This is a genomic window from Kitasatospora sp. NPDC057936 (assembly GCF_042887525.1).
GTDB lineage: Bacteria > Actinomycetota > Actinomycetes > Streptomycetales > Streptomycetaceae > Kitasatospora.
Window position 1 is genome coordinate 84,857 of the sequence record NZ_JBHVPD010000010.1, and the last position, 15,460, is coordinate 100,316.

The window sequence follows — 15,460 nt, forward strand, 5'->3', positions numbered from 1 at the left end:
CCCGGCGGTCAGCCGAGGTCGAGGCTCTCGCCCTCGCCCAGCGCCCGCAGCCGGGCACCGCCCGGCCCGTCCTCGCCGACCAGGCGGGAGTGCACGGCGAGCCCGATCGGGCTGAGCACCGCGTCGTGCACGGGCACCGCCACGCGCGGGGCAGCCTCGCGGACGTAGTCGACCAGTTCGCCCGCCTTGCTCCAGGGCGCGCCGATCGGCAGCAGCAGCGTCTCGACGGCGTGCGGCGGCACGGTGAGCGCGTCGCCGGGGTGGAAGAGGCGGCCGCCGAACAGGAAGCCGATGTTCTTCACGAGCGGGACGTCCCGGTGGATCTCCGCGTGCCACTCGCCGTGCACCGACACCTCCAGCCCGCCGAGCTCGAACGCGTCGCCCTCGCCGACGGCGCTCACGCGCTGCGCCACGCCGTCGAGCTGGGCGGCCACCGCGTCGTTGGTCCACACCCGCAGGGCCGGGTCGGCCTCCAGCGCGGCGCGCAGCCGGGACTCCTCGAAGTGGTCCATGTGCTCGTGGGTGATCAGGACGGCGTCGGCCCCGGCGAGGGCGGCGGGGTCGGTGAACATCCCGGGGTCGATGACGACGGTGGTGCCGTCGTGCTCCAGGCGTACGCAGGCGTGTCCGAACTTGGTGATTCGCATGGGAAAAACAATACAGCGAAACTGCGCAGCATGCCTACACAGTTTTGCTGCACAGATTCCCGGTAGGCTTCTGCCATGAACAGTCCGGCCCCCGAGACCCTCGAACTCGCCGCCGACCTGCGCGCCGCCCTCGGCGGCCTGGTCCGCTCCCTGCGCGACAACGACGAGCTGCCCCAGAACCAGGCCGCCGTCCTCGGCCTCCTCGTCCGCGACGAACGCGCCTACACCGTCGCCGAGCTCGCCGAGCGCCAGCGCGTGCGCCACCAGTCGATGGCCCGCACCGTCGCCCTGCTCACCGAGGCCGGCCTGGTCACCCAGGGCCCGCACCCCACCGACGGCCGCAAGCTGCTCGTCACCGCCACCGGGGCCGGCCACGACGCCCTCCTCGAACAGCGCGCCCGCCGCGAGGCGCAGATCGCCGCCGCCATCGAGACCCGCCTCACCCCCGAGGAGCGGCAGACCCTGCGCGCGAGCGTCGCCCTGCTGAGCCGACTGCGCTGAGCCCGTCACCGGGCCGGGCCGTACCGGGCCCGTCACCGAGTCGCCGGCGCTGGGCCCGTCACCAGGCCTCCGGCCCTCATCCGGTCATCGGGCCGGCCGTGCCGGGCCCGTCACTGAGCCGCCGGCGCCGAGCCCGTCCCCGTGCCCACGAGCTCGGGACGCTGCGCCGGGATCACCGCCGGTGCGATCGGCGGCAGCTCGACGTGCTCGCTCAGCCCGAAGCGCCGGTGCAGCCGCCGCAGCGGCGCCGGCGCCCACCAGTTGAACTCGCCGAACAGGCTCATCGCGGCCGGCACCAGCAGACAGCGCACCAGCGTGGCGTCCACCGCGACGGCGACCGCCAGGGCGATGCCCATCTGCTTGACCATGAGCATGTCCCCGAGCGCGAACCCGGCGAAGACGATCACCATCAGCAGCGCCGCCGAGGTGATGATCCGCCCGCTGCGCTGCACGCCCAGCTCCACGGCCTTCGCACAGCTGTAGCCGCGCGAGTGCAGTTCCTTGATGCGGGCGAGCAGGAACACCTCGTAGTCCATGGACAGCCCGAACGCGAACGCGAAGACCAGCACCGGGATGAAGGTCTCCAGCCCGCCGGTCGGACTGAACCCGAGCAGCCCGCTGAAGTACCCGTCCTGGAAGATCAGCGTGAGCGCGCCGAGCGAGGCGCCCAGCGACAACAGGTTCATCAGCAGCGCCTTGACCGGCATCACCACCGAGCCGGTCATCAGGAACAGCAGCACCAGCGTCCCGAGCGCGACCAGCCCGAGTGCCCAGGGCCCGCGCGAGGTCAGCTCGTTCGAGAAGTCGACCACCGAGGCGGCGCCGCCGGTCACGTAGGTCTTCAGCCCGCCGCGGTCGGCCCGCAGCTCGTCGACGACCTGCTTGGCCGTCCCGCCCTGCGGGTCCCCGTGGACGAGCACGTCGATCGTCGAGACGGAGTCGCTCACCGGCGTGACCGCCCGCACCCCGCTCACCCCGGGCAGCTTGGCGACGACCTCGTCCGCGTACGCCTGCGCGACCGGCGCCCCGCCCTCGACCACCACCGTGATCGGCGCGGCCGCGACCTGCGGGAAGCGCTGGTCGATCGCGTCCGCGACCTGCCGCCCGGCCGAGGAGGCGGGCAGCACGGCCGCCCCGGAGTTGCGCATCTCCGCGTGCAGGAACGGCGCCCCGGCCGCCATCAGCAGCGCGGTACAGGCGAGTGCGACGGGCACCGCCCGTTTGCGGACCCGGCGGACGGTCCGGCTGAAGAAGCCCTCGTCGGGCACCGGCGCGGCGGGCGCCTTGATCCGCGAGCCGGCGAAGCCGAGCAGCGCGGGGATCAGGGTGAGCGCCGCGGCGACGGCGATCACGACCACGCTCACGCCGGCGGCGGCGACGGCCCCGAGCACCGGACTGGTGAAGACGAAGAGACCGGAGAGCGCGACGGCGACGGTCAGCCCGGAGAACGCGACGGTGCGCCCGGCGGTCGCGGCGGTGCGCTCGACGGCGGCGGCGATGCCGGCGCCGTGCCCGCGTTCCTCACGGAAACGGTTCACCATGAGCAGCGCGTAGTCGATCGACAGCCCGAGCCCGAGCACGGTGGCGATCGGCAGCACGCTGGTGTCGATGTCCATGATCCGGCTGAAGCCGAACATCGCCAGCAGTGCCCCGCCCACCGAGGCGACCGCGCCGATCACCGGCAGGCTGGCCGCGGCGAGCCCGCCGAAGACCAGCACCATGACGACCAGGGTGAGCGGCAGGGTCACGATCTCGCCGAAGCGGGTGTCCTGCTCGGTCTGCTTCTTGACCTCCTGCTGGAGCACGAGGTCGCCACCCACCGTGACGTGCGCGCCGCCGGTGCCGTTCAGCGCGGCCAGCCGCTGGGTGACGGCGTCGGCCTGGGCGGCCGTGCTCGTGTCGGCCATCCGGACGGTCACCAGACTCGCGTTCCCGTCGGCGGACCGCAGCGCGGCGGCGGCCGGCCCCGGCCCGTACGCGTCGTTCGCGGACGCGACGCCGGGCAGGGCGGCGATCTCCCGGGTGGCCGTGGCGACGGCCGCCCGTACCGCCCCGTCGTCCACCGGCCTCCCGTCGACGACGGCGGTGACGACTCCCCGGGCCGGATCGGCCGCGGTGGCGACCGCACCGCCCCGGTCGGCCTCGGAGCTGGCCGAGGAGGCCCCGGCCACCGACCCCTCGAAGACCCGGCCCCCGATCACGACACCGACGACCAGGACGACGGCCCAGAAGCCGAGGACCCAGCGCCGGTGCCGGAAGCAGAACCGCCCGAGGGCGGCGAGCCGCCCGCGGACCCGGAGGTCGGCGGCAGCGGCGGAAGGCTTGTGCATGAAGGAGCCTTTCGGGCAGTTCCACTCAATGTAGGTGGAACCCGAACTCCGGCCTAGAGAAGGGCGATGAGCCTCATCTCACACTTTCCTGCACATAAACACCACATAAGTCAAATCGGAAAACGAAAGGGGCCCCACCCGGATCGGAATCCGGGTGGGGCCCCTCCCCTAGCTAGTCGCTAGCGGGAAGCGAGAGCCTCAGCTCTGGCCGCCGGCCAGCTTCTCGCGCAGGGCGGCCAGGGCCTCGTCGGAGGCCAGGGCGCCCGAGCCCTCGTCGCTGCTGGACGAGTAGGAGCCACCGGCGGCGGCGGCAACCGCGTCGCCACCCTCGGCAGCGGCCTCGGCGTCGGCCTCGCGGCTCTTGATGACCTGGGCCTGGTGCTGCTCGAAGCGGGCCTGCGCCTCGGCGTACTGGCGCTCCCACTCCTCACGCTGCTTCTCGAAGCCGGGCAGCCAGTCGTTCGCCTCGGGGTCGAAGCCCTCCGGGTAGATGTAGTTGCCCTGGTCGTCGTACGAGGCGGCCATGCCGTACAGGGTCGGGTCGAACTCGACCTCGGCCGGGTTGGCACCCAGGGCCTCGTTGGCCTGCTTGAGCGACAGGCTGATGCGACGACGCTCGAGGTCGATGTCGATGACCTTGACGAAAATCTCGTCGCCGACCTGGACGACCTGCTCCGGGATCTCGACGTGGCGCTCGGCCAGCTCGGAGATGTGGACCAGACCCTCGATGCCCTCGTCCACGCGGACGAACGCACCGAACGGAACCAGCTTGGTGACCTTGCCGGGGACGACCTGGCCGATCTGGTGCGTGCGGGCGAACTGCTGCCACGGGTCCTCCTGGGTCGCCTTCAGCGACAGGGAGACGCGCTCGCGGTCCATGTCAACGTCGAGAACCTCGACGGTGACCTCCTGGCCGACCTCGACGACCTCGGACGGGTGGTCGATGTGCTTCCAGGACAGCTCGGAGACGTGCACGAGGCCGTCGACGCCACCCAGGTCCACGAAGGCACCGAAGTTGACGATCGAGGAGACGACGCCGGAGCGCACCTGACCCTTCTGGAGGGTGGTGAGGAAGGTCTGGCGGACCTCGCTCTGGGTCTGCTCCAGCCAGGCACGGCGGGACAGGACCACGTTGTTGCGGTTCTTGTCCAGCTCGATGATCTTGGCCTCGAGCTCCTTGCCCACGTAGGGCTGGAGGTCGCGGACGCGGCGCATCTCGACGAGCGAGGCCGGGAGGAAGCCGCGGAGGCCGATGTCGAGGATGAGACCACCCTTGACGACCTCGATGACGGTACCGGTGACGATGCCGTCCTCTTCCTTGATCTTCTCGATCGTGCCCCAGGCACGCTCGTACTGAGCGCGCTTCTTGGACAGGATGAGACGACCCTCCTTGTCCTCCTTCTGGAGAACCAGGGCCTCGATGTTGTCACCGACGGCGACGACCTCGTGCGGGTCAACGTCGTGCTTGATCGAGAGCTCGCGGGACGGGATGACGCCCTCGGTCTTGTAACCGATGTCGAGGAGGACCTCGTCACGGTCGACCTTCACGATGACGCCCTCGACGATGTCGCCATCGTTGAAGTACTTGATGGTCTCGTCGATGGCGGCGAGGAAGGCCTCCGCGTCGCCGATGTCGTTGACCGCGACCTGCGGGGTGGTGCTGAGGGAGGAGTCGGTGGGGCTCGTCATTAGGAAAAGGGCTCCGGTACGGACATGAAAGTCGTAGGTAATGCCACGCGGAGGGCCCGTATCGCTCCCACCGAAAGCCGGACAGCCAAGAACACGGCGCACCGGCCTTCCCGTAGACAACGAGAACCGGCGTCCGTCTTGCGACCGTGGGGTCTTCGACAGATGCGAGCGCGACCTGCTCCGTCCGAGGCGCGCAGGCCCGCAGCGCAACTTGTAGCATACGGGGACGGCCAGGCACGGTCAACGCCAAGAGCGGCAAGACGGTGGAGCCTGGTACGGATCAGGCCATATCCTCCGATTGCGCGCCTGACGGCGGCGCCCGCAGGGGCCCTACTCCCCGGATGCCACCGCCTGGATCCGAGCCCTCTCGGGCCGGCTCGCGGCAGCGGCGCTTCCGCACACCACACCCTACGCGATGGGCATTATCACCGTGGCCACCACCCCCCAGTCCGAGCTCAACGATCTTGACGACGACGGCGACGACGCGGTAAGGCGCCAGGCCGGAGCCGGTGAGAGCAGCCGCGCCAGCCGGCACTGGTGGGACCGCAACGCGGACGAGTACCAGGACGAGCACGGCGAGTTCCTCGGCGACGACCGCTTCACCTGGTGCCCGGAAGGCCTGGACGAGGCCGACGCCCGGCTGCTCGGCGAGGTGGCCGGAAAGGACGTCCTGGAGCTCGGCGCCGGCGCCGCCCAGTGCTCGCGCTGGCTCGCCGGCCGGGGCGCGCGGCCGGTCGCCCTGGACATCTCCTTCCGCCAGCTCCAGCACTCCCGCCGGATCGACCTCGGCCGCGGCGACGCGCCCGTCCCGGTCGTCCAGGCCGACGCCGCCGTGCTGCCCTTCGCCGACGGCTCCTTCGACATCGTCTGCTCCGCCTACGGCGCCGTGCCGTTCAGCGCCGACACCGCGCGCCTGATGCGCGAGGTGCACCGGGTGCTGCGGCCCGGCGGGCGCTGGGTGTTCTCGGTGACCCACCCGATCCGCTGGGCCTTCCCCGACGAGCCGGGCGTCGAGGGCCTCACCGCGACCGCCTCCTACTTCGACCGCACCCCGTACGTCGAGGAGGACGAGCAGGGGCGCGCCAGCTACGTCGAGCACCACCGCACGACCGGCGACCGGGTCCGCGAACTCGTCGGCGCCGGCTTCCGGTTGCTCGACCTGGTCGAGCCGGAGTGGCCGGCCGGCCTGGAGCAGGAGTGGGGCGGCTGGTCCCCGCTACGCGGGCGGCTGATCCCCGGCACCGCGATCTTCGTGGCCGAGCGGGGCTGACTTTGCATCCTTCGTGGCGGGAACTCCCGGTCCGCACCGCCCTGCCCGCCCTCCACCGCGCGCTGGACGGGCACGGCACCGCCGTCCTCACGGCGCCGCCCGGCACCGGCAAGACGACGCTGGTGCCGCTGGCGCTGGCGGGGCTGCTCGGTTCCGGTCCTTCTCGACGCGTGCTCGTCGCCGAGCCGCGGCGGCTCGCGGTGCGGGCCGCCGCGCGGCGGATGGCCTGGCTGCTCGGCTCGTCCGTGGGCCGCGAAGTCGGCTACACCGTACGCGGGGAGCGTCGCGTCGGGCCCTCGACGGTCGTGGAGGTCGTCACCACCGGCGTGCTGCTGCAACGGCTTCAGCGCGACCAGGAGCTGCCCGGGGTGGACGTGGTCGTCCTGGACGAGTGCCACGAGCGGCACCTGGACGCCGACACCGCGCTCGCATTCCTGCTCGACGTCCGGGCGGCGCTGCGGCCGGAGTTGCGGCTGGTCTGCGCCTCGGCCACCTCGGACACCGAGGCCTGGGCCGAACTCCTCGGCGGCGCACCGGTGGTGGAGGCACACGGCGTCTCGCACCCGGTCGACGTCGTGTGGGCACCGCCGCCGCGCGCCGTCCGGCCGGCGCACGGCACGCGGGTCGACCCGGCGCTGCTCGACCACGTCGCGGCGGTGGTTCGGCGGGCGCTGAGCGAGCAGGAGGGGGACGTGCTCTGCTTCCTGCCCGGCGTCGGCGAGATCGCGCGGGTGGCGGGGCAGTTGGGCGGCTTGTCCGAGGATGTCCTGCAACTGCACGGCCGCGCGCCGCAGGCCGTCCAGGACGCCGCGCTCTCGGTTGGGGAACGCCGTCGGGTCGTCCTGGCCACCGCCGTCGCCGAGTCCTCGCTCACCGTCCCGGGCGTCCGCGTTGTCGTTGACGCCGGACTCGCCCGCGAACCGCGCACCGACCACGCCCGCGGCCTGGCCGCCCTCGTCACCGTCCGCGCCTCGCTCGCCGCCGCCCGCCAGCGCGCGGGCCGCGCGGGGCGCGAGGCTCCGGGCACCGTCTACCGGTGTTGGGCGGAGGCCGAGGACGCGCTCGCTGCCCGCTTCCCGACACCCGAGATCGCGCTCGCCGACCTCACCCCGTTCGCCCTGCAAGCCGCCTGCTGGGGCGACCCGGACGCCACGGGCCTCGCGCTGCCCGACCGGCCCCCGGCGGGCGCGATGGCCGCCGCCCGGCAGACGCTCCAGGCATTGGGCGCCGTGGACGTGGACGGCCGGGCGACGACGCGCGGCGTCCGGCTGGCCCGGACGGGGTTGCACCCCCGGTTGGGGCGCGCGCTGGTCGACGGGGCTCCCGCCGTCGGTGCGAAGCGTGCGGCCGAGGTGGTCGCGCTGCTCTCCGAGGAGCCTCCGCGGGCACTGGGCGACGACCTGGGGGCGGTATGGCGGACGGTCCGCTCTTCCAAGGACCCCTACGCCGGCCGCTGGCGCGACGAAGTCCGCCGCTTGGAGCGCGCTGCGGGCGACGAGCCCGCCACTCGGCTTCCCGACACGACCGCCGTAGGCCTGGTCGTGGCTCTCGCCTTCCCCGAGCGGATCGCCCGCGCGCGGGTGGAGAAGCTGGCACCCGGCGAGCGCAGCCCCTACCTGATGGCCTCCGGAACGGCCGCCGAGCTGGCCCCCGGCACGACGCTGGGCGCGCTGCCCTGGCTGGCCGTGGCGGTCGCCGACCGCCCAGCGGGCTCACACTCGGCGCGCATCCTGCACGCCGCAGCGCTCGACGAGGACACCGCCCGCCTCGCGGGAGCGCCACTGCTCACGACCGCTGAGGAAGTCCACTGGGACACCCGACGAAGCGAGGTAGTCTCCCGCCGGCTCGATTCCCTGGGCGCGATCGAGCTTTCCGCGTCCCCTTTGGACCGCCCCGACCCGCTGCTGGTCCGCGCCGCCGTCCTGGAAGGCCTGACCCGAGAGGGCGTCAGCGCGCTCCTGACCTTTCCGTCCCCCGGCCTACGCGAACGCCTGGCCTTCCTGCACACGGCGATCGGCGCACCCTGGCCCGACGTCTCCGATGCCTCGCTCCTGGAACGCGCCGAAGAGTGGCTGGAACCCGAACTCTCCCGCGCCCGCCGCCGATCCGACCTCGCGAGGATCGATACGACGTCTGCCCTCCAGCGCCTACTCCCGTGGGCCACCGGGGAGGCAGGCCGCCTGGACGAGCTCGCCCCCGAGCGGATCACGGTGCCGTCCGGCTCCAAGATCCGAGTCGACTACAGCGACGAACGCCCAGTACTGGCCGTCAAGTTGCAAGAACTCTTCGGCTGGACGGCGACACCCGCCCTGGCAGGAGGCCGCGTCCCGCTGACCATCCACCTGCTCTCCCCAGCAGGCCGCCCTGCAGCAGTCACAGGAGACCTGGCGTCCTTCTGGCAAACCGGCTACCACGCCGTCCGCGCAGACCTGAGGGGCCGCTACCCCCGCCACCCCTGGCCGGAGGACCCGACGACGGCAGAGCCCACCCGCCGCACCAACACAAGGAAGTGACGGAGCTACAGCTCCGAGAAGTCACCAGCCTGAAGCCCGGAGAGGAAGGAAGCCCAAGCAGGGGCCGAAAACACAAGAACCGGCCCCTGCGGGTCCTTGGAGTCACGGACCGGCACACCACCGGCGCCCCCGGTTGCCACCTCGATGCAGTCGCCCCCGTTGGTTCCGCTGTAGCTGCTCTTCCGCCACGTCAACACAGCCTGCCCCCAAGGTCCTACATGGGAAAGTCGCCCTCACGGACGGCCATCACGAAGGCTTCCCACGCAGCGGCAGGGAAAACGAGGGCCGGCCCGTGCGGGTCCTTGGAGTCACGCACGGGGACGAGGCCGGGGAACCCGGGGGCCACCTCGATGCAGTCGCCCCCGTTGCCTCCGCTGTAGCTGCTCTTGCGCCAGACAGTCGTATCGAGCTCGGTCCTCGTCATCCTTGAACCCTTTCAGCGCATCCGCGATCAGCGCGAGCGAGTCGGCCACCGGCAATGCCGCCCCGTGAGCCAGATCATAGCTACGACGATGCGCCGCCACGATCGCCGGATCATCACTGCTATGCCCGCGATCTAGGCTCTCGGAGTACACGCAGGTCCGACCGTCAGGCATCTCCAACATCACCATGGACTTGTCGATGATGGCCTGTCGACACTCGAATGGCGCGACTTGGATGACCACGTTGGGGAGTCGCGCAACAGCCAGCAAATGTTGCATCTGGCGTCGCATGACCCCTGGTCCACCAAAAACAGTTCGAATCGCACTCTCATCCAGGATCACCTGAAGAAGTGGCCCATCCGGGCCAAGGAACCGCTTCTGCCTCGCCAATCGAGCCGCTGTCCGCTCCTCGATCACCTTGGGCTTTCCGGCTGCGTCGCTAATGGCAAACACAGCCTCCGCATACACGCGGCACTGCAACAGCCCGTGGATCACCGCCAGCTGGAAGATCCTCGCGGCCACAGCTTCGGCTTCCATGTCGACGTGACCTTGGAACCAATCCGGATGCTCGACCTGAGCCGTCCAGTCGACCCGCCCGTACAGCCGCTTCAGCAAGTCGCCCGTGCCGTACAGCCGATCGAGCTCCTCGACCTCCTCAGGCGAAGGTTTGCGCTTCCCACCCTCGGTCCGCGAGATCACCGTCCGGTCGCAGTGCAGGAGCTTGCCCACGTCCTCCTGCCGGTAGCCCGCCGCATCGCGGGCGAAGCGGACCTCCTCGCCGAACATGACCGCGGAGCTCGCCGTCGCCGCCCTGGCCTTCCGCTGCGTCATCACTGCCCCCAGTTGTGCACCGCACACCCACACGCCGATCTGGCGTCACCGTACCTCTGCGGCCCCACCGACTAACACCAGAAAGCAATCATTCGCACGCACAGCGTGAGCGCGCACTACCCTCGCGCTCCCTCATCCGCCCCCTGAGGAACTTCGCCATACTCGTCTCCCGCGCCGGTTCCACGCCCCTGGCCCGCCAAGGCCGACACCGGCGAACTCCTCACCACCACCCCCACCCCCGACTCCCGCATCAAACCCGCCCTCACCCACTGCCGCACCCAAGCCGCCACCCACAAGAAGTCGACCCCACCGACTTCCTGCGCTCCCCCGCCGTCACCGTCCCGGCCGAAGCCGATCACGGCATGACCGGGCGGAGCACATAATTCGTGGTCGAATCGGGCGAACGTTGGCAGGGTGTGGTGCACGGACTTCCAGCTCAACGATGTCCGAGCCCGCCCACTGACCACGCCCCCGAACGGGCCCGCACCGCTTGGAAACCGCATGACCCACGACCACAACCTCCCCACCCGCTCCGCCCGACAGGAAGCACTGCTCCTGACGGGCACGGTCGGTGTGGGCAAGACCGCCACCGCCGATCTGCTCGGTGACCTACTGGCCGACAGGGGCGTGCCGCACGCGGTCATCGACCTCGACCGGCTCTGCCAGGCGTGGCCCGCCCCCGACGGAGACCCGTTCCAGCACCGTCTCCTGCTCGCCAACCTGCGGGCGGTGGCCGGCAACTACCGCGCGGCGGGCGCCCAGCGCCTCGTGCTGGCCGGCGTCGCCGAGAACACCGCCGAACGGAACGCCTACCAGGACGCCCTGGGCATGCCGCTGAGGGTGTGCCGCCTGACCGCAGACCTCGCCACCGTCCACACCCGACTGCGGACACGGCACGAGACCGATCACGACACGGCCTCCCTGCCCTGGCACCTGCGGCGGGCCGAGGAACTCCACCTCGTCCTGGAAGCGGCCGGGATCTCCGACATCACCGTCGACACCACCGACCTGACACCAGCCCAGGCCGCCTCCGCCGTCCTCGAAGCAGCCCACTGGACCGACGCCACCACCACCATCGACGGACACATCTGACCGTCCGCCCCCGAGCCCGCCCAGCCGGGCCGCCCTTCGTCCACGGAGGTGCGACCCCGCAGGAAGGCAAGACCACGAGGGCTGGCACCGCCCACCGAGCCGACATTCGGCGCACTCCACGATCCAGCGACGCCACACCGATTGCACAGCACGCGCAGAAAGTCGCCCCCACCGACTTCCTGCGCGAGCCCATAGCCGCACCCCCTGCCGAGGTCAACGCAAGGTTGCCGGGTCTGGCAGTCGTGCCGACCGGGCCGATCTGTCCGCTGGAAAAGCAGCGGCGGCTCCATCGGACTCGATCCGGTGGAGCCGCCGCATTCAATCGACTCATTTCCTCAGGGGACCACGGCTCTCGGGATCCCCTGCCTGAACGACCTCAGCTGTTCCGTGCGGGCAGTACCCACTTCTGGGCACCACTGGGAGGGGTGCCGATGGGGTTGCAGTCCCATAGTTCGAGCCGAGCGCCGTTGGTCGTCGTGCCACCGGGGACGTCGACGCAGCGGCCGGAGACGGGGTTGAACAGGGTGCCGTCGGCCCGGGGCTGGAAGATCTGGTTCGGGGATCCGTTGCCACAGGTCCAGATTTCGAGCGGGGTTCCGTTGGCGGTTCCGTTCTGGGTGGCGTCCAGGCAGCCGCCGAGGATGCGCAGGGTGCCGTCAGGCTTGAACGTCCACTGCGCGTTGCTGGCGTTGCAGTCCCAGAGTTGGACGGCCGTGCCCGGGGCGGAGCGCGCGCCGCTGACATCCATGCACTTGCCGGTCTGGGCGGCGAAGGCGATCGGGCCATTGTCGGAGTAGATGCTCAGGACGCTGGCGGGGCCGGGGTTCCAGGTGTAGGAGGGGGTCCCTGCGACGGACGTCAACTGGCCGGTCCAGATCTGGATGACGCCGTTCGGGGTGATACCCCAGAGGGTGGGAGAACCGCTTCCGGTGAGGTCACCGTCCGAGCCGATGACGGGCCAGTTCTTGCTGGTGACATCCCTGCCGATCGTAGTTGGCGGGTTGATCCCGGTGATGGTGGCGTAGGAGGAGGGCGAACTTCCGAATTCGTCGGCGACGGTGACTGTCTTGGCGGTGAACGTGTAGGCGCGCAGTTCGCCTGTGCTCTGGTTGCGTGCCCACAGTCCAGGGTGGCCCAGGCCGGCCCAGTCACCAGGTGAGATCAGGTCCCAGCCCTGCCAGCCGGTGCTGGCGAGCTCGACCGGGGAGCCGAAGATGCCGTTGCTGATGGTGGGGTAGAACCAGAGCGCGGCGTCAGTGCCGTTGGTCTCGGTGGTAAACAGACCGGTGCGGTTCTGGAAGTTCTTGCTCGTGTCCAGGTTGGTGCTGTTGGGGTCGCCGCTGGCGGCGATCCGGAGCACGCCGGACCAGTCGGTGGCGTTGTACTCCTTGCAGGTGGCGATTGTCGGATCGCAGGCGGGCTTGGTCAGCTGGATGGGGGTGTTGATAGTGCCGACCGAGGTGTTATTGCCGGGGTTCTGGTAGTAGTTGAGGACCGTGTCCGTGTCCTTGTGGACGATGAGGTCGTCGACGTTCTTACCGCCACTCAGGCTGCCGCGGTGGGTGATCCGGTAGTTCACTCCCCAGGAGTCGTGGCCAGGGGAGTTCGCCTTCGCCGCGAAGAGCGAGGCCTTGGGCGAAGTAGCGTTTGTGCCGTAGCCGATGTCGTAGGCGCGCAGGTCGCCATTGGGGTCGGCGGCGACGATGTCGGGCAGGGCGTCACCGGTGACGTCGCCGAAGGTCGGGTTCGGGCTGTTCGGGTTCCACGCGGCGTAGAAGGCGTACTGCGCAACCGGGGACAGGTTTCCGGCGTTGTCCTCGGCCTGGACATAGAGGATGTTGGTGCCCCAACGGCCCGCCGTCACCGGAATCTGGCCGCTCGGCATGGAGCTGCCGCACTTCCAGGTGGCGTCGACGAGTTGGGGGTCGAAACTCCAGCGCAGGCAGACCACTCCGGAGGAGTAGCCGCCACTGGGGGCAGGGTCGGTCGCGGTGAAGGGGACGCCGCCGCTCTGGCCGGCGTAGATCTGGGGGGTCTGGCCGTTGCCGCTAGGCGGGAACTGCTTGCTGGTGTCGGCGACGGTGGTAGGGAAGGTGATGGTCGGCGGAGTGAGGTCGACCTTGAAGTAGCAGGTCGTGGTGGCAGCGGACCAGGGGACGCCGTCCAAGCCGTCGGTGGCCATGATGCTGTAGCCGTAGGCGTGGCCGTTCTGGATGACATTGGCGGGGACCTGGTAGCTGGTGGTGCCGCCGCTGTTCACGAATGCGGTATCGCCTTGCGAGACGTCCGCGACGCCGCCAGGGAGGTTGTAGTCCCAGATGTGGTCCCAGCTCTTGACCTGGGCCTGGGCGTTGCTGGTGACGGTGGCGTTGAGCCAGACGGCGTTGTTCTGGGCGGAGCCGGCGCCGAGCCAGGCCCAGTTGTTGGCGTTGCCGTCACCACAGGACTGGTTGGCCCCGCCGGGCACCACGGTCGTCGGGGCGGGCCACACCGCCGGGTTGGTCGGGGTGTTGGGGATGCGGTCGTACTCGACGTACAGCGACGGCTGGTAGGTGAACCGCTTGAAGGCGTACTGGTTGCTCTCGTCGCCGTAGAGGCCGAAGGTCAGCTGTCCGCTGTTGGTGTTCTGCTGGAGCGCAGCGGTGACGGTGAATGCGAACGGCACGTTGTCGTAGCAGCCGGTGTGGCCGGAGCCGCCGACTGGCACCGGGCCGAACGAACCGCTCGTCGGGGAGGGCTGGTTGGACCAGGTCGTACCGTTGGCGATCGCACCGGTGACGTACAGGTTGAGGTTGTACGTCGTGCCGCAGTCGAAGTTGGCGGAGACGTACTCCTGAAGGTTCATCGTCGCGTAGTGGACGACCGTCCCGCCGAGCGCGCTGATGTCGAACTGATAGAAGCTGCGCTCGATGTCGGAGGGGATGCAGCTGCCGCCGTTGGGGTAGGTGCCGCAGACGCCGACGCCCGGGTGGTCGCTGTCCTTGCTGCCCTGGGCTAGCCAGTTGTTGGAGCCGTCGTGCTGCGACTGGACCCAGGTCCAGGCGTTGGCCGACGTGCTCCAGGGCAGGAAGGCGGGGTCGATGTAGTAGGGCGCGGTGCCGTGGGCCAGGAGGTCCTGGTCGGGCGTGAGGTCGATCCCGGTGGCGCCGGCCTTGACCGGCATCTCGGAGACCTTGGAGCCCGCGCCGGGCCCGGCGTCGGTGCCGGTCGGAGCGGCCTTGCTCGGATTTGCCGGAGTGTCGGCGGGCGCCGGGACATCGGCAGCGGGCGCCGCCATGAACATCATGGAGGCCTTCACGGCGGGGGCCGCGGAAGGGGCAGGCGCCGCAGGTGTGGTCGCGCTGTCCCACATCTGCGGGGTGCGCGCGGTCCAGCGGGGCTTGCCGTCGGCCGCTGTGGCGGTGATGTTGCCCTTGGCGTCACTGCTGACGGTCACGCCGTCGGCGGTGGTGTCGAAGTGCAGGTTCTTGAGAACCGGGTTGGCGGCGGCGGCCTGGGTCTTGACGACCAGAACGGTCGAGAGGCCGCCGAGCTTGGTGGCGGTGACCTTGAGGTCGATGTCAGGGGCAACGGACGGATAGACCACGCTGTCGCCGCTGACGGTGGGTGCGGTGAGGGCGAACGGCGCGGTGAGGGCGAGCTTCTTGCCGTCCGCGCTGGTCATGGTGGCCAGCGGCCCGTTTCCGCCCTTGGACAGCGTCAGCTGGCCTGCTGCGGACTTGGGGGAGAAGGTGCCGTCCTGGTTGGCCGCGAGGGTGGCGTCCAGCCCCTGCCAGGCACCGTTGCGCTTGACGCGCTGCTGGTCCGGGTGGCTGGTGAGCGCCAGATGACCCTGGGGGGTGGCGACGGTCTCGCTGAACTCGGTGGTGAGCGAGTCGATCGGGACGTTCTTGCCGGTGGCCTTGGCCTGGGCGATCGCCGTCTCGGTGGCGTTCGCGGGCGGGCGCTCCTGCGTCATCTTCGCGGTCGCGGCATCGATCGCGGCCTGGGGCGGCACCTGCGGAGTGTCCGCCAAGGCTGGGCCTACCGGGCCCGCTAGCGCGGCAGTGAGAACCAGGACCGCGGTTGCGGCCAACATGCTGGACTTCGCACCGTTTGGGCGGCGCTTTCTGGTCAAGACGGGAATCTCCCCCCAACGAGTTCGGAACGACCTGTGTCACCGCAG

At 70.5% G+C, this 15,460-nt stretch carries 10 protein-coding genes and 1 pseudogene; 4 read left to right on the plus strand and 7 right to left on the minus strand.

What is annotated here, in order from left to right; translation table 11 throughout:
- Positions 1–8 precede the first annotated feature (8 nt).
- On the minus strand, positions 9–647 hold the full coding sequence (locus ACFVU9_RS08285) for an MBL fold metallo-hydrolase (protein ID WP_380441017.1): 639 nt from the start codon (positions 645–647) through the stop codon (positions 9–11).
- Between the two features lie 75 nt (positions 648–722).
- On the opposite strand from ACFVU9_RS08285, the gene ACFVU9_RS08290 reads away from it, so the two are divergent.
- A complete protein-coding gene (locus ACFVU9_RS08290; RefSeq protein WP_380441019.1) occupies positions 723–1,148 on the plus strand; it encodes a MarR family winged helix-turn-helix transcriptional regulator in 426 nt (141 codons plus the stop codon).
- A gap of 110 nt (positions 1,149–1,258) precedes the next feature.
- Here the strand turns inward: ACFVU9_RS08290 and ACFVU9_RS08295 are convergent, their stop codons facing one another.
- Complete coding sequence (locus ACFVU9_RS08295; protein WP_387591205.1) at positions 1,259–3,478, minus strand: MMPL family transporter; 2,220 nt, start codon at positions 3,476–3,478, stop codon at positions 1,259–1,261.
- A gap of 198 nt (positions 3,479–3,676) precedes the next feature.
- Complete coding sequence (gene rpsA / locus ACFVU9_RS08300; RefSeq protein WP_218202410.1) at positions 3,677–5,167, minus strand: 30S ribosomal protein S1; 1,491 nt, start codon at positions 5,165–5,167, stop codon at positions 3,677–3,679.
- A 415-nt stretch (positions 5,168–5,582) separates the two neighbouring features.
- Here rpsA and ACFVU9_RS08305 point away from each other — a divergent pair, with 415 nt between their 5' ends.
- Together ACFVU9_RS08305 and hrpB are read left to right on the plus strand one after the other, a co-directional pair.
- Positions 5,583–6,437, plus strand: a complete 855-nt coding sequence (locus ACFVU9_RS08305) for a class I SAM-dependent methyltransferase (protein ID WP_380501127.1) — start codon at positions 5,583–5,585, stop codon at positions 6,435–6,437.
- A 2-nt stretch (positions 6,438–6,439) separates the two neighbouring features.
- Entirely contained in the window at positions 6,440–8,950 is a 2,511-nt protein-coding gene (hrpB, locus tag ACFVU9_RS08310) for an ATP-dependent helicase HrpB (protein WP_387591209.1), read from the plus strand.
- Positions 8,951–8,955: 5 nt separating this feature from the next.
- On the opposite strand, the gene ACFVU9_RS08315 is transcribed toward hrpB, so the two are convergent.
- From ACFVU9_RS08315 to ACFVU9_RS08325, 3 genes and pseudogenes are all read right to left on the minus strand, one after another.
- On the minus strand, positions 8,956–9,147 hold the full coding sequence (locus tag ACFVU9_RS08315) for a DUF397 domain-containing protein (RefSeq protein WP_387591212.1): 192 nt from the start codon (positions 9,145–9,147) through the stop codon (positions 8,956–8,958).
- A 17-nt stretch (positions 9,148–9,164) separates the two neighbouring features.
- Complete coding sequence (locus ACFVU9_RS08320; protein ID WP_387591215.1) at positions 9,165–9,374, minus strand: DUF397 domain-containing protein; 210 nt, start codon at positions 9,372–9,374, stop codon at positions 9,165–9,167.
- A 34-nt stretch (positions 9,375–9,408) separates the two neighbouring features.
- A pseudogene (locus ACFVU9_RS08325) lies at positions 9,409–10,203 on the minus strand (helix-turn-helix domain-containing protein); the annotation flags it as partial.
- A gap of 501 nt (positions 10,204–10,704) precedes the next feature.
- Between ACFVU9_RS08325 and ACFVU9_RS08330 the strand changes: the two are divergent.
- A complete protein-coding gene (locus ACFVU9_RS08330) occupies positions 10,705–11,295 on the plus strand; it encodes a hypothetical protein (protein WP_387591217.1) in 591 nt (196 codons plus the stop codon).
- Between the two features lie 376 nt (positions 11,296–11,671).
- On the opposite strand, the gene ACFVU9_RS08335 is transcribed toward ACFVU9_RS08330, so the two are convergent.
- Positions 11,672–15,292, minus strand: coding sequence for a ricin-type beta-trefoil lectin domain protein (locus ACFVU9_RS08335; protein ID WP_387591220.1), 3,621 nt, complete (start codon positions 15,290–15,292; stop codon positions 11,672–11,674).
- Between the last annotated feature and the right edge of the window lie 168 nt (positions 15,293–15,460).

Excerpts from the sequence above, each read along its gene's own strand:
- ACFVU9_RS08285 (WP_380441017.1), bottom strand. The coding sequence starts at position 647 with ATGCGAATCACCAAGTTCGGACACGCCTGCGTACGCCTGGAGCACGAC.
- ACFVU9_RS08290 (WP_380441019.1), top strand. The coding sequence starts at position 723 with ATGAACAGTCCGGCCCCCGAGACCCTCGAACTCGCCGCCGACCTGCGC.
- ACFVU9_RS08295 (WP_387591205.1), bottom strand. The coding sequence starts at position 3,478 with ATGCACAAGCCTTCCGCCGCTGCCGCCGACCTCCGGGTCCGCGGGCGG.
- rpsA (WP_218202410.1), bottom strand. The coding sequence starts at position 5,167 with ATGACGAGCCCCACCGACTCCTCCCTCAGCACCACCCCGCAGGTCGCG.
- ACFVU9_RS08305 (WP_380501127.1), top strand. The coding sequence starts at position 5,583 with ATGGGCATTATCACCGTGGCCACCACCCCCCAGTCCGAGCTCAACGAT.
- ACFVU9_RS08320 (WP_387591215.1), bottom strand. The coding sequence starts at position 9,374 with ATGACGAGGACCGAGCTCGATACGACTGTCTGGCGCAAGAGCAGCTAC.
- ACFVU9_RS08330 (WP_387591217.1), top strand. The coding sequence starts at position 10,705 with ATGACCCACGACCACAACCTCCCCACCCGCTCCGCCCGACAGGAAGCA.